General features: G+C 54.7%; 16 protein-coding genes. 5 read left to right on the forward strand and 11 right to left on the reverse strand.

Features of this window, described 5'->3' with window-relative positions:
- Positions 1-173 precede the first annotated feature (173 nt).
- Positions 174-1,562, reverse strand: coding sequence for a tetratricopeptide repeat protein (locus tag IEY52_RS08200; protein WP_189002187.1), 1,389 nt, complete (start codon positions 1,560-1,562; stop codon positions 174-176).
- 359 nt (positions 1,563-1,921) lie between these two features.
- Here IEY52_RS08200 and ftsH point away from each other — a divergent pair, with 359 nt between their 5' ends.
- From ftsH to minE, 3 genes are all read left to right on the forward strand, one after another.
- Positions 1,922-3,784 (forward strand): ATP-dependent zinc metalloprotease FtsH, encoded by a 1,863-nt coding sequence (ftsH, locus tag IEY52_RS08205; RefSeq protein ID WP_189002188.1) that lies wholly within the window; start codon positions 1,922-1,924, stop codon positions 3,782-3,784.
- Between the two features lie 93 nt (positions 3,785-3,877).
- Positions 3,878-4,681 carry a septum site-determining protein MinD gene (gene minD, locus IEY52_RS08210; protein ID WP_189002189.1) on the forward strand — a complete coding sequence of 268 codons (804 nt, stop codon included), beginning with the start codon at positions 3,878-3,880 and terminating at the stop codon, positions 4,679-4,681.
- Positions 4,681-4,920, forward strand: a complete 240-nt coding sequence (minE, locus tag IEY52_RS08215) for a cell division topological specificity factor MinE (protein ID WP_189002190.1) — start codon at positions 4,681-4,683, stop codon at positions 4,918-4,920. Before minD ends, minE begins: the two co-directional genes overlap by 1 nt.
- A 160-nt stretch (positions 4,921-5,080) precedes the next feature.
- Here minE and IEY52_RS08220 read toward each other — a convergent pair whose 3' ends face one another.
- The 4 genes from IEY52_RS08220 to IEY52_RS08235 form a co-directional block, all read right to left on the reverse strand.
- The gene (locus IEY52_RS08220) at positions 5,081-5,407 is read right to left on the reverse strand and encodes a hypothetical protein (protein WP_189002191.1); all 327 of its coding nucleotides are present in this window, start codon (positions 5,405-5,407) and stop codon (positions 5,081-5,083) included.
- Between the two features lie 94 nt (positions 5,408-5,501).
- On the reverse strand, positions 5,502-6,380 hold the full coding sequence (locus IEY52_RS08225) for a transglutaminase family protein (RefSeq protein ID WP_189002192.1): 879 nt from the start codon (positions 6,378-6,380) through the stop codon (positions 5,502-5,504).
- Positions 6,377-7,324, reverse strand: coding sequence for an alpha-E domain-containing protein (locus tag IEY52_RS08230; RefSeq protein ID WP_189002193.1), 948 nt, complete (start codon positions 7,322-7,324; stop codon positions 6,377-6,379). The genes IEY52_RS08225 and IEY52_RS08230 overlap by 4 nt, the downstream gene beginning before the upstream one ends.
- A gap of 6 nt (positions 7,325-7,330) precedes the next feature.
- Complete coding sequence (locus IEY52_RS08235; protein ID WP_189002194.1) at positions 7,331-8,887, reverse strand: circularly permuted type 2 ATP-grasp protein; 1,557 nt, start codon at positions 8,885-8,887, stop codon at positions 7,331-7,333.
- Between the two features lie 429 nt (positions 8,888-9,316).
- Here IEY52_RS08235 and IEY52_RS08240 point away from each other — a divergent pair, with 429 nt between their 5' ends.
- A complete protein-coding gene (locus tag IEY52_RS08240; RefSeq protein ID WP_189002195.1) occupies positions 9,317-9,700 on the forward strand; it encodes a transposase in 384 nt (127 codons plus the stop codon).
- A gap of 55 nt (positions 9,701-9,755) precedes the next feature.
- Here the strand turns inward: IEY52_RS08240 and IEY52_RS08245 are convergent, their stop codons facing one another.
- From IEY52_RS08245 to IEY52_RS08270, 6 genes are all read right to left on the reverse strand, one after another.
- Positions 9,756-11,585, reverse strand: coding sequence for a glycoside hydrolase family 3 protein (locus IEY52_RS08245; RefSeq protein WP_189002196.1), 1,830 nt, complete (start codon positions 11,583-11,585; stop codon positions 9,756-9,758).
- Positions 11,586-11,769: 184 nt separating this feature from the next.
- Positions 11,770-12,795, reverse strand: coding sequence for an L-threonine 3-dehydrogenase (tdh, locus tag IEY52_RS08250; RefSeq protein WP_189002282.1), 1,026 nt, complete (start codon positions 12,793-12,795; stop codon positions 11,770-11,772).
- Between the two features lie 8 nt (positions 12,796-12,803).
- A complete protein-coding gene (locus tag IEY52_RS08255) occupies positions 12,804-14,000 on the reverse strand; it encodes a glycine C-acetyltransferase (RefSeq protein ID WP_189002197.1) in 1,197 nt (398 codons plus the stop codon).
- A 197-nt stretch (positions 14,001-14,197) separates the two neighbouring features.
- Complete coding sequence (locus IEY52_RS08260) at positions 14,198-15,469, reverse strand: ABC transporter substrate-binding protein (RefSeq protein WP_189002198.1); 1,272 nt, start codon at positions 15,467-15,469, stop codon at positions 14,198-14,200.
- A gap of 302 nt (positions 15,470-15,771) precedes the next feature.
- Entirely contained in the window at positions 15,772-16,305 is a 534-nt protein-coding gene (locus tag IEY52_RS08265) for a DivIVA domain-containing protein (protein ID WP_189002199.1), read from the reverse strand.
- Positions 16,302-17,069, reverse strand: coding sequence for a YggS family pyridoxal phosphate-dependent enzyme (locus IEY52_RS08270; protein WP_189002200.1), 768 nt, complete (start codon positions 17,067-17,069; stop codon positions 16,302-16,304). The genes IEY52_RS08265 and IEY52_RS08270 overlap by 4 nt, the downstream gene beginning before the upstream one ends.
- 231 nt (positions 17,070-17,300) lie before the next feature.
- Between IEY52_RS08270 and IEY52_RS27185 the strand changes: the two genes are divergently transcribed.
- Complete coding sequence (locus IEY52_RS27185; protein WP_189002201.1) at positions 17,301-19,817, forward strand: BamA/OMP85 family outer membrane protein; 2,517 nt, start codon at positions 17,301-17,303, stop codon at positions 19,815-19,817.
- Positions 19,818-19,888 lie beyond the last annotated feature (71 nt).

Raw genomic sequence — 19,888 nt, forward strand, 5'->3', positions numbered from 1 at the left:
ATACGCTGTCAGAACAGAGAGCATTCCGAAGGTGCATGATTAAAAGTAATCAACTATCACAATGATTCTCAAAGGCTTCTGCTGCACCTCTGCAAAAATCCCGTTGTTCCATTTTGGGTCAGTCCAACAAAAAAGTGCCTTCTGTAAGGCACTTTTGAGCAGAATTTTGTCTCTCAATTGAGGGTGCGCTGGTCTGCCTGCTGCAGCACATCTTTGGCACGGGACACATACCCCTGCAGCGTCAAATACCAGTCATCGCTGGGATCAGTGAATTTCAGGGCCTGCTCTGCATGCACCAGAATGTGGTCAGGCTGTGCGAAACCCTGCTGCACCAGAATGTCTGCCATCATCTGCTGGGACACCAGCCATTCCCTTCCCCCTTCTGCTGCCGTGTCTGCCACACGCTGATAATGGTTCAGGGCCTCGTCCAGGTGGTAGTAATCCATGGCAATGTTGCCCAGCACCAGACTGGCCGGCACCACAGCACCCTGTTCAAGGGCATCCTGGGCCAGGGTTTCTGCTTCGGTCAGACGACCCATGCGGTATTCGGCATCGGCCAGATCTGCCTGGGCTTCTGGAAGGTAGGCATAATCCGGGTCACGCAGCACCTGTTGCAAGTTTTCCAGGGCTTCCAGGGGCTGATCGCTGTCCAGATGGGCAATGCCAATTTCATGCAGGCAGTAACTGGCTTCTGTCTCGGTCAAATTGAGGGCATCTTTGAAGTGCACCAGAGCCTCTGCTGGACGGCCAAGCCCCATCAGGGCCTGTCCAAACACCAGGGCCACCCCATAACTGGGGTCTCCCAGTTCTTTTTCCAGACGGTCTGCCTCTTCAATCCATTTCAGGGCATCCGGATAATGGCTCTGGTTCAGGTGCACCTGGGCCAGGGTGTAGGCATATTGCAACTTCTGCTCTGGTGTCACCAGGTCCAGATAGGACTCGATGAATTCCAGCAATTTCTGGGCATCTGAAAGCTCATTCTGGGAAAGCAGCACATTGGACAGATCCAGGCTGAGCACAAACTGGTGCCAGGGGACTTTGACCAGCCTGAGTGCCGAGCGGTATTCCTCTCCCGCAGGTTGAAATTCTCCGGCCTGATCCAGCAATTTGCCATACCAGGCATGAAAACGCCATTTCAGGTGTTCTGGTAACCTGTCCTCTGCCAGAACATGCAAGATGTCACGGGCCTGCTGGTCTTCTCCGAGGTTCATCAGGGTGCATGCCGCAAAAAAACGGCTGGTGTCATCTCCCTGGGTTCCGGCCAGAGCGTCTTCGCTGGCATCTTCTGTGTCTTCGCCATAACTCAGAAAGAAACCCCTCAACACCTGAAAACGGGGCGTCTCTGCCAGGGTTTCATCGAGTTCTGCAGCAGACATCAGGGCACCCAGTCCTTCGTCGATCAACTCAGGGCCGTGCAAAGCGTACAATTCAGCAGCCAGCAGGGCCAGTTGTGCCCGTTCCTGCTCGCTTTTTTTCGGGTAAATCTGATCCAGGGTCTGGAAGGCCAGGTCAAAACGGTCTTCCTGCATCACCTGGTGGATGTAATTGATGGTGTCTTGCAACCCTTCCAACCTATTTCACACTCCCTCAGTTGGGATAGTTTATCTTATATCAGCGTTCAGCAGTCAGCCTTCAGTCAACAGCCAATAGCATGATTTTATTGTGCGTGTTCTTGCACAGGGGATCAAAGGAAGGTTCCAGGGTGGTCTTGCTATTGCAGGTCCTATTTTCACATCAAATGCTCATTTTTTACTGCCAAAACGCTGATCCTGACCTTTGAACAACCCGCACCAGATCTGCAATTGTACCGCTGACCGCTGAAGGCTGGTGTCCACCTGCTGTTTCCTCCCCACCTTTGGGTGTTTTCTAATAATCATCTCTCACTTGAGTCTGGTACACTCAAGTTGTTGGAGGTTCAGTCTTGATACGCATACAGCCCTGGTTTCTGGTTTTGATCGTCCTGATCGCACTCGCGGTCATCACCGGATCAAACGGAGTCTCGAGAACTTCGGAAGTCAGTTACACCACATTCACGCAACTCGTCAAAGACCAAAAAGTTGAATCTGTTGAAATCGATGGCAGTGCCTCAACGGCCTATGTCAAGTTGATTGCACCTGAAGATGTTGCCACTGTGAATGGACAGGACAAGTCCATCAGTGTCTTCAGGGTCAATCTGGTTTCCGATGCCAGCATTCCCGATTCCACCCTCATTCCCGACCTGAAAGAAGCCGGTGTTCAAGTCCACAGGCAGTTGCCCAACCAGTGGTGGGGTTTGCTGCTCTCCTTCGGGCCCGTGCTCTTGCTGGTGGCCCTCTTCTACTTTGTGTTCATGCGGGCACAGGGCGGACAGAGCCAGGTCTTCCAGTTCGGACAGTCCCGTGCCAAACGGTATGGCAAGGAAAACAAGGTTCCCACCAAGTTCTCTGATGTGGCTGGCCATGAAGAAGCCAAACGCGAACTGGTGGAGGTGGTGGATTTCCTGAAAAACCCCACCAAGTATCACCAGATTGGCGCAGAGATCCCCAAGGGCGTCTTGCTGGTGGGCCCTCCCGGAACCGGTAAAACCCTGCTGGCCCGTGCCGTTGCAGGTGAAGCCGATGTTCCTTTCTTCACCGTCAGTGCTTCCGAGTTCATGGAGATGTTCGTCGGGGTGGGTGCCAGCCGTGTGCGCACCCTCTTTGATGAAGCCCGCAAAGGTGCTCCCGCCATCATCTTCATCGACGAGATCGACTCGATTGGCCGCAAACGTGGTGCAGGCATTGGTGGGGGTCACGATGAGCGTGAACAGACCCTCAACCAGATCCTCTCCGAGATGGACGGCTTCGACAAGACCTCCAGTGTGATCGTGCTGGGTGCCACCAACCGTCCTGACATTCTGGACCCTGCCCTGCTGCGTCCCGGACGTTTTGACCGTCAGGTCACCATCGATCTGCCCAACCTCAAAGAGCGTGAAGCCATCCTGAAAGTGCACATGCGCAACAAACCCATTGCTGAAGATGTCAGCCTGGATGAGCTGTCCCGTGCCACCTCTTACTTCAGTGGTGCAGACCTCAAAAACCTGGTGAACGAGGCTGCCCTGGAAGCAGGTCGCGTCAACAAGACCCGCATAGAGATGCACGACTTCTACCGCGCGCTGGACAAGATCACCCTGGGTCTGGAAAACTCCAGCCTCACCATCACCGAAGAAGAGCGCAAAGCCATTGCTTACCACGAAGCCGGGCACGCTGTGGCTGCTGCTGTGCTTCCCGGAACGGACCGCCTGCAGAAAGTCTCCATCATCCCCAGAGGCCGTGCCCTTGGTGCAGCCTTCTACCTGCCTGAAGAGCGCGCCATGGTCAGCCAGGAAAAACTGGAAAACCAGCTGGTGTACACCCTCGGAGGCCGCGCTGCAGAAGAAATCTTCATCGGTCAGATTTCCACTGGTGCTTCCAATGACTTCAAACAGGCCATGACCGTCGCCAAACGCATGGTGCTGGAATGGGGCATGGGCGAGAACTTCCGCAACATGGCCTTCGGGTCAGACTCTGGTCCAGTGTTCCTCGGAGAAGACATTGCCCACCGCAAAGACTTCTCTGACCACACCGCCAGATTGGTGGATGAAGATGTCAAACGCATCCTGGACAATGCTTACGAGCGTGCCAAGAGCGTCTTGAGGGAATACGCCGGAGCCATGCATGAGGTGTCCCGCTTGCTGCTGGAAACCGAAATGATCACCGGAGACACTGTCCGTGAAGCCATCAAACGCAATGGGCTGTCCAAGGAAGCTTACCCTTCCATCTCCTGAACAGGTAAAACCTTAACCATACACAAATGAGGGGGACGCACCCCCTCCATATTTTTTATAGAATACTTGGAGAACCATTGGAGGTAGAAAGTCTTGAACGGAAAAGTGATTGTGGTGACCTCTGGTAAAGGTGGCGTGGGCAAGACCACCACCACTGCCAACATCGGCACAGGACTCGCCAAGCTCGGGCAGAAGGTCGCCATCATTGACGTGGACGTGGGCCTCAGAAACCTGGACGTGGTGATGGGCCTGGAATCCCGCGTGGTTTTTGACCTGGTGGATGTCCTCGAAGGGGCATGCAAAGTCAGACAGGCCCTGATCCGCGACAAGCGCGTGGAGAACCTGTTTCTGCTGCCTGCCGCGCAGACCCGCGACAAGGACTCCCTCAGCCCCGACAAAATGCATGAACTGATCAAGATGATGCTGGAAGAAGAAGGCTTCGACCGCATCCTGATCGACTCCCCTGCAGGCATCGAAATGGGCTTCAAAACCGCTGCTGCACCCGCAGAGGCTGCCCTTGTGGTGGTCAACCCTGAGGTGTCCAGCGTGCGTGACGCCGACCGCATCATCGGACTGCTGGAAGCGCAGCAGGTGCCAGAAATCAAACTGGTGATCAACCGCCTGCGTCCCAAGATGGTCGCCAAGGGCAACATGCTCTCCGTGGAAGACGTGCTGGAAATCCTGGGAACCAAACCCATCGGCATCATTCCAGAAGACGAAAACATCCTGGTGTCCACCAACGTCGGTGAACCCGCCGTGCTGGGAGACTCCAAAGCCGGTCAGGCCTTCATGAACACCGCCCGACGCATCATCGGTGAGGACATCCCCTTCATGAACCTGGAAGAGGACAAGGGACTGATTGCCACCCTGCGCCGCATTTTCGGAGGTGGTCGGTGATGTTCTGGGGCAGAAAAAACCGCACCAAAGAAACCCTTAAAAACCGCCTGGAGCTGGTGCTGGCCTACGACCGCGCCCAGATTCCCCCCGGACGGGTTGAGGCCCTCAGAAAAGAGCTGCTGGAAGTGGTGGAGCGTTACTTCCCCAAAAACACCAGCAAGGTCCAGCCCAACATCGAAGTGGAACAGCGCGGAGACACGGTGGTTCTGACCGCCAGCATCCCTCTGGACAACCAGTAAAGCTTTGAGTTCAGAAGCCCCTGCCTTTTGGGTGGGGGTTTTTGTTTGGTGGGTCTGGGTTTTTCGGTGATGTGTTTCGTAGGGGCGAGGCGTGCCTCGCCCCTACAATCGCTGATAATTTGTTGGCGAGGGAACAGCACGCTGCGTCCCGATACATGGCCTATTCCAAGATCAGATCACTCAATTGTGTTTTTAAATTTTCCATCAGGGCGTCAGACACAGAGTGGGAGTAAATGTTGTTTTCAAGGACATACTTGAGAAGCGCAATAACGATCAAACCCTCCTTTTTATTAAGCACCGTAAAGCCAAATGCATTGATATTCATTCTAAGATCCTCAACCAGATCAAAGGCTTCTACGGGATCACATTTTAAAACCACTTCTTCTAAACCATCAGGAATATAGAACATCAAGCAATCTATAAATGTCCAGATCAGATCATGTGCAACAACCGCATCGATGTCAAGACGTATCAGGCTTCGTTCCATTCTTTTCAACATCATGTCTGTAAAGTAGCACAAAACCCTCAGCCAGATTACAAAACTGAGGGCATCCAGAAAACCAAATTTATGTTTGACAGAATCAGAATTTCCTGATGGTCACTTCCACCTTCAGGTCAGATTTCCCCCCACCTGCATGCACGCCGTTCAGAGGGGCCACATCGGCGTAATCCCGGCCCACAGCAGCCACGATGTGTTCGTCCTGCACCCGGACGCCGTTGGTGGGGTCCCAGCCTGCCCAGCCAATTTCGGGCAGGTAGACTTCGGTCCAGGCATGGGAGGCCTGTGCACCGTTCCAGTTGGCGTGCCGCTCAGAGTAGAGGTAGCCAGAAACGTACCTTGCTGCAATCCCATGTTCCCGCAGCAGGGCAATCATCAGGTGGGCGTAATCCTGACACACGCCTTTTTTGTGTTCGGTGAATTCTTTGAGGGAGGTGAACACATCTGTCACCCCTGGGGTGTACTGGATGGATGCAAAAATCTGCTGGTTGAGGGCATCCAGGAATTGCAGAATGTCCTGTTCTGGCTGAGGTCCAGAGAAATCCATTCTGGTGGTCCACTCCCCTGCTGGCACATGCTGTGAGGGAAGCAGAAATTCCGTCAGGTGGTCAGGAAGCAAACCTGAATAGTTGTGGCATGCACACAGCTGTTCTGGCAAATCCTGGGCAAAGACCTCGATGATGCCTCTGGAGAGAATGACCAGTTCTCTGTGCTGCTGCTCGATGTGGAATTCGTGGGCCACATTGCCGAAGTAATCGGTGTGGAACCTCAGGTGACCGGAAGGTTTGAGCAAAAGGTCATAGTCCAGCAGTTTCTGGGTGTTGCTGGAAGGCTGCAAATGCAGGGTGCCATAACTGTCCCAGGCGTCTTCTTCATAGGTGTACTGGGTGAGGTGCTCGAAGGTGTACCGGGTCACCCTTGTATCTTCGGTGCTGGTTCCCGGCAAATCAAGCCAGGTCATGCGTACCTCGCCAGGAAGTACAGGCGGCCCATGTCGTCGCTGATCTTCCAGAGGGCATCTGCCATGTCCCGGAGCATCTGGGTGTTGCCAGACAACAGGCTGTCCATGGGAACCCCGTAATCCAGCTGTGCGATCAGCCAGCCCAGTTTGCGGGAGATCTCGCGGGAGCTGTGCTGGGTCAGGTCTGCGAGTTCTTCCAGGATGTTCTTCAGGGTCTGCAGATTGTAAATCACGCTTCTTGGAAAAGTCTGGCTCTGCATCAGAAAGGCCGCAATGCGGGCAGGTTCCAGTCTGGACTGGTATTGTTTGCGGTAGCCCTCGTAAGCAGAGACGCTTTTCAGAACAGCCATCCAGTGGTGGTTCTGGATTTCCACCTGGTTCTGGGCAGCGGTGGGAATGTCCTGGTAGTATTCCGCCAGCATCCTCAAGACGCTGTCTGCGCGTTCCAGCATGCGCCCGGCCTGCAGGAACAGCCAGCCTTCATCTCTGGGCAGGGTGGCTTCTGCAATCCCAAAGAACAGATGGCTGGCATCTCTGGCCGTGATGCAGTAACTGTGCAGCCCGTCTTCGTTGATGAGTTCCTGGTTGGCAAACCCCAGTTTGAAGTACTCCCGGTTGATGACCTCCCACATTTCGCTGGGGATGCGGTCCCTCAGGCTGCGGGCGTTTTCCCGTGCTGCGGTGATGCAGCCCCGGATGCTGGAGTTGTTGCTGGGGTGAATGGCAAGCCACACCGGAACGTTGTAGGGGGTCACTTCCGGGAAGTGTTCCTGAAAGCTCTCCTGGGAGGTGGTGATTCTTAAAAGCGGCTCCCAGCGCACCGGGAACCATTTGGGGGCTTCCAGGGTGGCGTGGTAATTCACATCAAGAAGGCGGGCAATGTTTTCGGCCCTTTCCACGTACCTGCCCATCCAGAACAGGTTTTCTGCAAGTCTACTCAGCATGGGGCCTCACTGTTGTTGCGCTTCCTGGGCGGCCCGGATCGCTTCCAGGGCCAGGTCAGGTTGGTGGTCTTCAAGGTCGGGGAAACTGACCGGGGATTCCAGCAGGTTTTGCTGCTGTGGGAAATCATCGTCTTCCAGCACCCAGGTGTCTTTTGACCCGCCGCCCTGTGAGCTGTTGACCACCAGTGATCCGCGTTTGAGGGCCACACGTGTGAGGCCTCCGGGAATGATGGTGGTGTCCTGCCCCATCAGAATGAAGGGCCTGAGGTCGATGTGACAGGGTTCAAAGTTGCCCGTGTCCTTGTAGTAACTGGGATGCACGCTCAGGGAGATGGTGGGCTGGGCAATGAAGTTTCTGGGATTGGCTTTGACTTTCTGAAGGTAATCCTGAATCTCCTGTCTGGAAGCCTGAGGGCCAATCAGCATGCCATATCCGCCCGATTCACCCACAGGTTTGAACACCAGGTCCTGGGCGTTTTCCAGCATGTACACCAGGTCCTGACTTTTGGTTCCAGAGAAGGTCTCTACGTTGTCCAGGATGGGCTCTTCGGAGAGGTAGTACCGGATCATCTCTGGCACGTAAGGGTATACAGCCTTGTCGTCTGCGATGCCAGCCCCGGGTGCATTGGCAAGGGCCACGTTTCCTGCCCTCACCGCCTGCATCAGACCAGGAACACCCAGGGCACTGTCTGGCCTGAAAGCTGCTGGGTCCAGAAAGTCATCGTCGATGCGGCGGTAAATCACATCCACTTGCGCCCGTCCATAAGTGGTGCGCATGAACACCTTGCCTTCTGAGACAAAGAGGTCACGGCCTTCCACCAGTTCCACACCCATCTGCTGGGCCAGGAAAGCGTGTTCAAAATAGGCACTGTTGTAGATGCCCGGAGAGAGCACCACAATGGTGGGTTCTTCCATTTGCCTGGGCGAGAGGCTGTGCAAAAGTTCCAGCAATGCGGTGGTGTAATGCTGCACCGGACGCACCCTGTACTGCCTGAACAGTCTGGGAAAAATGCGGGTCATGGCGGTGCGGTTGGCCAGCACATAACTGACCCCACTGGGGCAGCGCAGGTTGTCTTCCAGAATGCGGTAATTCCCCTGCTCATCCCGGATCAGGTCCGACCCGACCACATGGGTGTAAACCCCATAAGGCACCTGAATCCCGAACATCTCGCGCCTGAAGTTGGGGCTGGAATGGATCAGATCGTATGGGACTTTTCTGTCTTTCAAGATGCGCTGGGAGCCATACAGGTCCTGCAGGAACAAATTGATGGCCTTGACCCGTTGCTTCAGACCCCGTTCCAGGGTTTGCCATTCCTGGGCCGGAATGATCCTGGGGAGCATGTCAAACGGGATGGTCCGTTCTGTTCCCTGGGCATCTCCGTACACCGTGAATGTGATGCCCTGGTTGCGAAAGCTCAGGTCACTGAGGCTGGCCCGACGTTCAAACTCCTGCTCTCCCAGTTTGGACAGCTGGTCCATCAGGACATGGTAATGTCCCCGCACCTGATCGGGAGTGGAATACACCTCATTGAACGCCTGTTGCGTGAAAGACACTGCTGGCATGTCACTCCCTTCAGCACCGCTGGCAGGGGCAACCAGCCTGGTCGCATGAATATTCATATATATGACACAATTATGGGCAAATTTCAAGCAAATAAGTGAAATCAATGCATATTAATGGGAGTCAATTTTATATTTTTGCACCCTTAATGCGTCCCCAGCAAGATGTCTAATCACATTTTCACAGACACCTGAGGTGGCACAATAATGGGATGGGCCCGGATTGTATCCACAAAACGAGCGTTGCAGCCCATAACACACATCCTCAGGAAAACCCCTGCTGGTTTTCATTGACAAGGCCCCCTGCAGAGCTTTACTCTCATGCAACAGTCCAAGGTCAAAGTTTTCTCTCAAAACGCACCCCTCCCCCACAGGTACGCGTCAGACCGCCTTTCTTTCCAGGACTGAAGAAGTCAGAAGCGAGAGAACCGCATGCAAGAAGTCAGTATCTATCGGCTCACCGATGAACAATGGGACACCATGCTCCTGGGCGTCCCCAAGCTGAACGTGCGAGACCGCCATGTGTTCGAGGCGATTTTGCATGTCCTCAGCACCGCTCTCCCCTGGCAAGACATGCCCGAGGATTTTGGCATCACCTCGCGCACCGCCTGGAACAGATACCAGAAATGGCAGGAGCAAGCCATCTGGGAAGACCTCCTTTGCAGCTTTCTGGGTTCATTTCCGGTCCACATGCGTCTGGGCTGGGAACGCACCCTGCGGGAAGCCGCCCTGCAGCGTGCCCAGAAGTTCGGCACGCGCAAACGCCCTCTCGTGCACGAGATGGCCGTGGTTCCGGTTTTTGTGGCAGACAACTGAACCGGAACACAAAAGACCCCGAGAATTTCTCGGGGTCTTTTCTTTGGTGTGTCTTTCAGTACTTCAAACCAAACCCATAAGCAAACAGGGGATCGTAGGTCTTGTCTCCCACATTGATGGGCAATTGATCCATGTTTCTGGGCCAGCTGATGGGCAGTTTTCCGGTGAAGTTGAAATCTCCAAACAGCACATCTGCAACGCCCTGGCCTTCAGAACCGGGCAGCCATGCGGCAACCAGAGCGTTCATTTTGGGCAGGTCATCGGTGAGGATCTGGGGACGACCGGACACCACCACCACCACACACTTCATGGCAGCGCAGACGTTCTGGATGGCCCGGCGGTCTCCGTCTCCCAGGCTGAGGTCCATCTTGTCACCCTGACCTTCGGCGTAGGGGCGTTCACCGACCACCACGATGCCCAGATCGTAGCCTTTGGCCTCGTCGGCTTCAGGCCATTTCACGTAATCCACCTTGCTGCTGGCACTGACGGTGCTCTTGATGCCCTGCAAAATGGTGGTTCCGGGAATGATGTCGCCGCTTCTGCCTTGCCAGGTCATGGTCCAGCCACCCGACTGGTTGCCGATGTCATCTGCGTTGCTGCCTGCCACCAGAATTCTGGCGGTGTCTTTCTTGAGGGGCAGCACCTGCTCGTTTTTCAGCAGCACCAGGGATTCCCGCACGGCCTGACGGGCCAGATCGCGGTGCTCCTGGGAGCCAAACTGGTTGAAGTAAGAGCGGTCTGTGAAGGGGTTCTCAAAGAGGCCCAGTTTGAATTTCTGGGTGAGGATGCGGCTCACGGCGTCATCAATGCGGCTCATGGGGATGTTGCCTGCCTTGATTTCAGCTGTGAGGGTGTCGGTGAAACGGACGTAGTTGTTGGGCTCCATCACCATGTCCACGCCTGCGTTGATGGCCTCTCGCACGTTTTTGGCAGGATCAGGGGAAATCTGGTCGATGCCCGCCCAGTCGGAAATCACAAAGCCCTTGAAGCCCAGTTCATTTTTCAGCACATCGGTCAGCAGGTATTTGTGGCCGTGCAGTTTCACCCCGTTGAAGCTGGAGAAAGACGCCATGATGCTGCCCACACCTTTTTCAATGGCAGCCTTGTAAGGGGGCAGGTGAATCTTGCGCAGTTCTTCTTCAGAGATGCGGGTGTCTCCCTGGTCCAGACTGTAGTTTCCGGTGTTGCTGGAGTCCAGGGCTGTGCCCCCATCGCCCACATAGTGCTTGGCGGTGGCAAGAATGGTTCCAGGTTTGCCCAGGTCTCCCTGATAGCCCTCAATGACGGAGGTCATCATGGTGGCAATTTCTGGGTCTTCCCCGAAGGATTCATAGGTGCGGCCCCAGCGTTCATCTCTGGCAATGCACACACAGGGCGAGAAGGTCCAGCGAATCCCGGTGGCATACACTTCTGCTGCGGTGGCTGCGCCGATCTTCTTGACCAGTTCTGGATCGCGGGTGGCCCCCAGTCCGATGTTGTGGGGGAAGATGGTTGCCCCATAAACGTTGTTGTGTCCGTGTACAGCATCAATTCCGTACAGCATAGGGATTTTGAGCGGAGCTTCCAGGGCTTTTCTCTGGAAGGCGTCGATCATGTTGGCCCAGCCTTCAGGAGAGTTGTCTCCGGGAACAGACCCACCACCGCTGAGGATGGAACCAAAACCATAAAACCCAATGTCATCGAGGTTTTTGATGTTGCCCCGTTCGGCCTGGGTCATCTGGCCCACCTTGTCTTCCAGGGACATTCTGGAGAGCAGGTCTTTGACCCGTTCTTCCACGGGCAGTTTGGGGTCCATGTAAGGAACAGCATCCTGGGCTTGAGCGGATGCTGCACTGGTCAATAAAAGGGCAGTGAGAAGCTGGGTGGCGCGGGACTTGAGAAACATCACAACCTCCGGGGTCGAACTTTGTTTTTTAGGTTAACAATGACACTATAGCATTGCGATATCACCCATGCAAGCGCTTTCACAATTGATTGCTTGAACAAACCATTACAGATTCAAATTTTCAACTCATCTGGGCAAAATCAGAAAGGCCCGAACAAGTCGGGCCCGGAAAAACACGTGATTTTCAATTCCAGTCCAGAATGACTTTCCCGGACTGACCGGAAATCATGGTCTGAAAACCTTTTTCATAATCATCAATGGAAAAACGGTGGGTCAGGATGGGGGTCAAATCCAGACCGCTCTGCAAGATGGCCACCATCTTGTACCACGTTTCGAACATCTCGCGCCCATAGATGCCCTTGATCACCAGGCCCTTGAAGATCACATTGTTCCAGTCGATGGTGACGCCACTGGCAGGAATGCCCAGCAAAGCCACCTTGCCCCCATGATTCATGTGGGTGAGCATCTGGTTGAAAGCTGGACCACTGCCACTCATCTCCAGCCCCACATCGAAGCCCTCGTGCATGTCCAGGTCATGCATGATGTCCTGCAGGTTCTCTTTTGCCACATTGACGGCCCTGGTGACGCCAAATTTGCGGGCCAGGTTCAGGCGGTAATCGTTGACATCGGTGATCACCACATTTCTGGCTCCCACGTGTTTTGCCACTGCAGCCGCCATGATGCCGATGGGGCCTGCTCCGGTCACCAGCACATCTTCCCCAACCAGATCGAAGGAAAGCGCAGTGTGCACGGCGTTGCCAAAGGGATCCAGAATCGAAGCGATTTCATCCGGGATGTTGTCTGGCAGCTTAAAGGCATTGAAGGCTGGAATCACCAGGTATTCCGCAAAAGAACCAGGGCGGTTGACCCCAACCCCCAGCGTGTTTCTGCACAGGTGACGTCTGCCTGCCCTGCAGTTGCGGCAGTGCCCGCAGGTGATGTGTCCTTCACCCGAAACCCGGTCTCCAATGGAAAAGCCGCGCACCTCGGAACCCATCTCCTCCACCACACCCATGTATTCATGGCCCACATGCATGGGGACTGGAATGGTTTGCTGGGCCCAGCTGTCCCACTTGTAGATGTGCACATCGGTTCCACAGATGGAGGATTTCCTGATGCGGATGAGGAGGTCGTTGGGACCCACCTCGGGCTTCTGCACCTCGGTCATCCAGATGCCTTCTTTTGCTTCCAGTTTGGCCAGGGCTTTCATAGCAGATGTCATATGGCACCCACCTTTTTGCCTGCCTGCTCAAAGGCTTTCACAGCACGCTCAATGTGTTCGGTTTCATGGCCTGCACTCATCTGGGTGCGAATGCGGGCCTTTCCTCTGGGGACCACCGGGAAACTGAACCCCACCACATACACCCCCAGGTCCAGCATCTCTTTTGCCATGTTGCCTGCCAGCACAGCGTCTCCCAGCATCACGGGAATGATGGGGTGCTCTCCCGGAACCAGATCAAAGCCCAGGGCAGTCATCTCTTTGCGGAAAAGCTGGCTGTTGGCCTGCAGTTTGGCCCTCAGGGCTTTGCCTTCGGTTTCCAGAATGTCCAGGGTGGCAAGGGTGGCAGCCACAATGTTGGGGGCCACCGAATTGGAGAACAGGTAGGGTCTGGAACGCTGGCGCAGCCATTCCACAATTTCCTTGCGACCAGAGGTGTAACCGCCACTGGCTCCTCCCAGGGCTTTGCCAAAAGTCCCGGTGTAGATGTCCACGCGGTCAGACACCCCGCAGAATTCGGGGGTGCCCCGGCCATTTTCTCCGATGAAACCCACAGCGTGGCTGTCGTCCACCATCACGTAGGCATCGTATTTTTCGGCCAGATCGCAGATGCCCTGCAAATTTGCAATGGTGCCGTCCATGCTGAACACCCCATCGGTGGCAATCAGCTTGAAGCGTGCTCCTGCAGCTTCTGCCGCCTGAAGCTGAGCCTCCAGATCCTGCATGTCATTGTTTTTGTACCTGAAACGTCTGGCCTTGCAAAGCCTGACCCCGTCAATGATGGAAGCGTGGTTCAGTTCATCGGAGATGACGGCGTCCTGCTCGGACAGGATGGTCTCGAAGAGGCCGCCGTTGGCATCAAAACAACTGGTGTACAGGATGGTGTCTTCCGTACCCAGAAAAGCACTGACCCGCCGTTCCAGGTCTTTGTGAATGGTCTGGGTACCACAGATGAAGCGCACACTGGCCATGCCAAAACCGTACTCAGAGAGGGCCTGGGCGGCTTTCTCGATGATGCGCCCATCATCTGCCAGACCCAGGTAGTTGTTGGCACAGAAGTTCAGGACGTGGCGTCCGTCTTGCAACTGGATGTCGGCACGCTGGGGGCTTTTGATCTGGTGTTCATTTTTGTAATACCCGGTGTCTTTCAGGGTCTCTGTTTCCTGCTGAAGGTGGGCAAGCAGAGGTCGTGTCATGCATCCATGCTAACTCTTTGTATACTGTATACACAAGATTGATCAATGCATATGGACCCTGTGCAGAAAGCCCTGAGAACTTATGGGGCGTGATCCATCAGACCTGAAAAAGTGTTTTGTTTACACCAAAACCCTGAAACAAAAAGGCAACAAAAAGAAGCCCTTTGCAGGGCCCCTTTTTGATTCGCGTTCTGGGATTACCAGCCACGACCTTTGATGCGGTTGAGGTCGCTTTCCAGTTGCTTCAGGACGGCAGCAGGGGTCTGTTTGCCCGTGAGGGCATTGTGAACAGCGCCGGAGAAGGCCTGGGAGACCTGGTTGTACTTCAGTCCGGTCACGCCGGAAGGACGGGCCACAGCGCTGGTGAACACGTTGTACAGGCTGCCGAAGAAGGGGTTGGCCTTCAGCACGTCTTTGTCCTGGTAAAGAGACTTGATGGTGGGGTTGTAAGAAGCCTCAATCGCACGGCGCTTCTGCTCTTCGGGACCCGCCAGGTAGCGCACCAGTTCGATGGCAGCAGCCTGGTTTTTGCTGTAACTGGACACCGCCAGTTGCCAGCCACCCAGCGTTGCCGCATTCTTGCCGTTGTTGCCTCCTCTGGGCAGCGGAGCAACACCGATCTTGCCTTTGACTTTGCTGTCCTCGCCCTGTCCGAGAGACCAGGCGTAGGGCCAGTTGCGCATGAAAGCAGCGTTGCCGGACTGGAAGATGCCGCGGGCATCTTCTTCAGCGTAGGTGGTCACGCCTTCGGGAGCGATTTTCTTCACCCAGCTGGCAGCCTGTGTCAGGGCTTGACGGGCATACACATTGTTGATGGTCACTTTGCCGTTCTTGTCGACAATGGTGCCACCCCCATAAGAGTAAATCCACTCGAGGGCATCACAGGTGAGGCCTTCGTAGTCTTTGCCCTGGAAGACAAAGCCCTGAAAGCTCTTGTTGGCTTTTCTCTCACCGTTCTGGATCTTGACGGCCATGGTGGCCAGTTCGCTCCAGGTTTTGGGAGCAGACTTGTAGCCATACTTCTGCAGCAGATCGGTGCGGTAATACAGCAGACCGGCATCGGTGAACCAGGGGATGGCCACCAGTTTGCTGCCCACGGTGTTGGCATCGATGATGGCAGGGAAGTGATCGTCGATTTCGCTGGCAGGCACTTTGCCTTTCAGGTCGACGAAGTGGTTGTAGAGAATGCCAGGCCAGACCACGTCAATCTGGTAGACATCGATGGTGTCGCTCTTGGCAGCGAGTTGCTGCTGGTAGAGGGCCAGACGGTCGTTGGTGAGGTTGGGGGATTCAAAGACCTTGACGGTGTTGCCGGTCTTTTTGGCCCATGCGGCCACCCCTGTTTTGCACATTTCCAGTTCCTGGCCGACCGCTCCACATGCAATCGTCAGGGTGACACCTTGAGCAGCAGCCTGACCCAGGGCCAGGGTCAATGAAGCGATTCCAATCATGGACATCCACTTTTTCATGCTTTCTCCTCCTTCAGGTGAGCAAAGCGGCCACACGATTTTGACGGCAGTTGCAAAACCTCGTGGCAGTTTCTGGGATGGTTGCTTTGTTCACCGACATACTAACACTGCCTTTTTGATCCGTCAATTGAGAAACCCCTGTTTCACAAGCAAAGAAAATCCTTTTCATCCGTGCCAAATGGGCTTTTCAGAAAGCATGCTTTTTGATGCAGGCCCACACCTCTGCACCCAAAACGATGCCCACAACAAAAAGTGACGCCCGAAGCGCCACTTTAAAGCAAGCCCTCGGAAATCCAGAAGGGTTACTCTGGGTGTTTTGCACTCAATTCCAGGAAGGCCTTCAGCATGGCCCGGTACTGGGCCAGAAACTGGGCTTTTTCGGACTTGACCTGCTCCAGACCGGTCTGCATTTCCTGCACCCTGGAGTGGGCTTCAGAGTACATGCGGTCCCGCTCCAGGTTGGCCTCCCTGAGGATTTCATCGGCACGCTTGCGGGCCTGGTCCAGGTAAGCCTGGGCATCCCTTTCGGCCTGTTCACGGATGGCTTCCGCTTCACGTTTGATGATTTCCGCCTCACGCTGGGCATTTTCCTTCATCTGGTGGGCAATCTGGCCTGCAGAAATCACGGCACGCTTCAGGTCATCTTCCCCAGAACGCAACTGCCCCAGCTGCACTTCCAGATGCTGGATGCGGGTCTGCAGGTCGTTGGCGTTCACCAGCATCTGTTCATATTCGCCCGAGAGGTTCTCCAGAAACTGTTTGACTTCCCGGCGGTTGTAGCCACTGACGGCACCCGAAAATTCCTGACTGCGAATGTCGAACGGTGTGATGTTCATAGAAAAATGGCACTCCCTATCCGGATGAGCGTAGAACCGGCCTCAATGGCGTGGGGATAATCGTCACTCATGCCCATGCTCAGTTCCCTGAGGCCCAGTTTGGCGTTGAGGTCTGCAACCTGGCGAAACACCTGTCTGGCCGCTTCAGGCTGGTCGTACGGGGCCATCACCATCAGGCCTTCCACGTCCAGACCCAGTTCCCGTGTGGTCTTCAGCAATGCCGGGACTTCAGCGGGAGGACAGCCGTGCTTTTGCACCTCACCATTATGCACCTGAATGAGCAATTTGGGTGCCCTTCCCCATTTTGCAGCATGTCTGGCCAGTTCGGTGGCCTGACTGGCATCCTCCAGGGTGTGAATCATGTGCACCTGGGAAAGGTATTTGATCTTGTTGCTCTGGATCGGACCAATGAAATGCCATTCCAGCTGGGGATCAGGGAGTTCCCTGAGTTTGTCCCGCAGTTCCTGACCCCGGTTTTCTGCCAGAACATGGTGTCCAAACTTCAGCACTTTGTCTCGGATTTCAGCCACAGGCTGGCCTTTGCTGACAGCAATCAGACGCACACTTGCAGGGTCACGGTCCACAGCCCTGGCACAACGTTCAATGTCCTGCAACAAAACAGGCAATTGCAATTTGCACCTCCTGACCACAGCGTGTTCCACCTTGCTGCGCCATGCCCCTTTCCTGGAAAGATGAAAACAGGTGGGATCGGTCCATACCGGTAGTCTACACCAGCTGTCAAGTCCCACTTCATGCAACTGCATGGGGAATTTCCTGGCCTTTCAGCAACAGGGCTGATGATTTTCATGCAAAAACCTATATCCTTCAAAAGGAATGGTTTTGTTTTCTGCAATGCCCACCCCACCAACAAGCTGTCTTTCATCTTCACGGGTGGTTAAGCCTTTGTGAAGTGCCCCTCTCACCCTTCTGGCCCCACCATTCACGCTTCTCACTACACTATTAAGGAATAGTAGATAGAGACATACGGAGGAAGCATGCGCAAACGACTGGCACTCACTCTGGCCTTGCTCAGTGTTCCCGCACTGGCGCAACAGCAGGGAACCATCAGTGAAATTCGTGTTCAAGGGGCAGACGATCTGCTCACCAGCCTGATCAAAATTGAATTGCCTTTCATGGTTGGAGATCCCATCAGCAAAGTGGATCCCAAACTGGCAGAACTTGCAGTGGAAGGGCTGGGGTTTTTCAAGAGTGTTGAAGCCAGCCTGATCGAGGAAAACGGACAGACCATTCTGCTGGTGCAGGTGGTGCCCAATCCCACCATCAGCAAAGTCGAAATCAAAGGCAACACTGCTGTTCAGGAAAGCCAGATTCGTGCGTTGCTGGAAAACCGACTGAACATTGCGGCTGGCACCACCCTTAACACCCTGCGTGTGGATCAATCCAGACAGATTCTTGCCGATGGATACAAACAGGCAGGACTGCCGTTTTCACCCAAAGTGCAAACAGACCTCATCGCAGATGGTGATGAGGTCATTCTCACCTACACCATTGATGAAACAGCTCCTCTGGACAGTGTCAAATTCTCTGGAAACACCCTGGTGACCGAAGAAGAACTGCAACAAGCTGTGGCCCCCCTGGTGCAAGCCAAGACCTTCACCCTGACTGCCTACCAGCAGGCCATGCAAAACATTGCCAACCTGTATTCTCGCAAAGGCTACCAGGGCAGCGGACCCAGCCCCACTGGCGTTGAACTGGTCTCCAATGTGCTGACCATCCCCATTCGGGAACTGAAAATTGGCAACATTGACACCAGCAGCCTGGGCGAAGGGGTGGAGCTCAGCAGCAAACCTGGTGATTTCCTGAACACCAACAAACTGCTGGACGATGTCAGGGTGCAGGGAAACCGACTTGGCAAATACATCAGCGTGCAATACACCCCCAGTGCCCAGAACCCAACCGTGGTCAATGTCAGCTTCAAACTGGAAGACCAGGCCACTGGAAAAATTGAAAAAATCGTCATCAACAACGAAACCGCCCTCACCGAAGAGGAATTGCGGCCCCTGTTGCGCCTTCACACAGGCGACCTGTTCAACCTGGAGCTTGCCCAGAACGACTACCTGGCCATGCAACGGGCCTACCGGGAAAAGGGTTTTGAGCTGGTCACCCAGCCCAACCCCATCGATTTTGATGGCACCACCCTCACTTTCAACCTGCGTGAATTGAAAATCGCAGGATATGAACTGGAATGGAAAGGGGAACACCGCAGCCAGGAGCGTCTGGTGCTGCGTGAGCTTCCTCCTGCAGGCAGTGCTTTCAACAAAGACATCTTCAACAAGAGCCTGGAAAAACTGATTCGCACAGGGTATGTCAGTCCTCCTGAAGTGCTGACCAAAGTCAATCCTGAAGACCCCAACAGTGCCATCTTCGTGCTGAAACTGACAGAAAACAGCAACCGCTATTTCAGTCCAGCCATTGAATACAACAGCCTGGGTGGAGGCTGGAGTGGCAGCGTGGCCTATGAAGACAACAACTTCTTCGGGACTGGACACAGTGCCAGTGCCCAGGTCAGCGCCACCCTCAATGAAGCCAACCAACCCCTCAATGCCCAGCTCAGTTACTCCATTCCCTGGCTGGATTTTGATTTCCTGGATTTTGCCACCACCCCCACCAGTGCTTCGGTTTCTGTGTACACCACGGTGACCCCCAATCTGTCCATCAAGAAACCCGTTCCCAACAGCACCGACAAAGAAGACACCGGCAGGCAGTACTCTGAACGGGCAACAGGCTTCAGTGTCAATGTGGGCCGTCCCCTCACACCCGACCTGCGGGTTTCTCTGGGATACAGCATGGAGTGGACCCAGACTTACCTGGAAAGACGGGCCACAGGAGAAGCTGGCCTTCCAGACAACGACCCGGACCTGCTGGCCAGCTTTCCTCCAAATGGACAGAACAGCCAGATCTACAGCAGCCTGAGCTACGACAATGTCAACCTGCCTGAATTTCCTGGCTCAGGATTCAGGGCCAATCTGGGAGCCTCTTATGGTTTCGGTTATGTGGGCAGCAACCGCCTGAACTGGTGGCAACTGACCGGAGGGGCACGCACCTATTTTGGTTTTGGAGACAAACTGGAAAACGGCTCGGATCAATTTGCTGTGGCCCTCAGGGCCAATGCTGGAACCATTCTGGGAAGTGCTCCGGAATCCCGCACCTTCATCGTGGGGGGCAGCGAACCTTCAGACCGCTACACCCTCAGAGGCTACGACAGCAGGGCCTTCACAGGCAGCAACTACTTCACCGCAGGCACCGAGTTGAGGTACAACACTGGCATTTCCACTGCGTTTTCTCAGGGCCTGTACGGCGTGGCTTTCGTGGATGTGGGCGATGCCTGGACCAAATCCAACGAATTCAAACTCAACTGGGGTTACGGCCTGGGGGTACAGATCAACCTGGGAACCTCCAGTTTCCTGCTGCCCGCCATCCGTCTGGATTATGGTTTCAGTCCTGTCAATCCCACAGGCAAATGGCACTTCCGTCTGGGATCTTTCTTTTAATCCTGACAAACCTGAAACACTGGCAATCCCGAGAAAAAGAGCTCTGGCACAAGTCCAGAGCTTTTCTTTGT

Origin of the sequence: Deinococcus roseus (genome assembly GCF_014646895.1) — a bacterium.
Taxonomy (GTDB): domain Bacteria; phylum Deinococcota; class Deinococci; order Deinococcales; family Deinococcaceae; genus Deinococcus_C; species Deinococcus_C roseus.

Bases quoted from the DNA above. Each gene is read 5' to 3' on its own strand.
- minE (WP_189002190.1), top strand. From the start codon at position 4,681: ATGTTCTGGGGCAGAAAAAACCGCACCAAAGAAACCCTTAAAAACCGC.
- IEY52_RS08220 (WP_189002191.1), bottom strand. From the start codon at position 5,407: ATGGAACGAAGCCTGATACGTCTTGACATCGATGCGGTTGTTGCACAT.
- IEY52_RS08225 (WP_189002192.1), bottom strand. From the start codon at position 6,380: ATGACCTGGCTTGATTTGCCGGGAACCAGCACCGAAGATACAAGGGTG.
- IEY52_RS08230 (WP_189002193.1), bottom strand. From the start codon at position 7,324: ATGCTGAGTAGACTTGCAGAAAACCTGTTCTGGATGGGCAGGTACGTG.
- IEY52_RS08235 (WP_189002194.1), bottom strand. From the start codon at position 8,887: ATGCCAGCAGTGTCTTTCACGCAACAGGCGTTCAATGAGGTGTATTCC.
- IEY52_RS08240 (WP_189002195.1), top strand. From the start codon at position 9,317: ATGCAAGAAGTCAGTATCTATCGGCTCACCGATGAACAATGGGACACC.
- IEY52_RS08245 (WP_189002196.1), bottom strand. From the start codon at position 11,585: ATGTTTCTCAAGTCCCGCGCCACCCAGCTTCTCACTGCCCTTTTATTG.
- tdh (WP_189002282.1), bottom strand. From the start codon at position 12,795: ATGAAAGCCCTGGCCAAACTGGAAGCAAAAGAAGGCATCTGGATGACC.
- IEY52_RS08255 (WP_189002197.1), bottom strand. From the start codon at position 14,000: ATGACACGACCTCTGCTTGCCCACCTTCAGCAGGAAACAGAGACCCTG.
- IEY52_RS08260 (WP_189002198.1), bottom strand. From the start codon at position 15,469: ATGAAAAAGTGGATGTCCATGATTGGAATCGCTTCATTGACCCTGGCC.
- IEY52_RS08265 (WP_189002199.1), bottom strand. From the start codon at position 16,305: ATGAACATCACACCGTTCGACATTCGCAGTCAGGAATTTTCGGGTGCC.
- IEY52_RS08270 (WP_189002200.1), bottom strand. From the start codon at position 17,069: ATGCAGTTGCATGAAGTGGGACTTGACAGCTGGTGTAGACTACCGGTA.
- IEY52_RS27185 (WP_189002201.1), top strand. From the start codon at position 17,301: ATGCGCAAACGACTGGCACTCACTCTGGCCTTGCTCAGTGTTCCCGCA.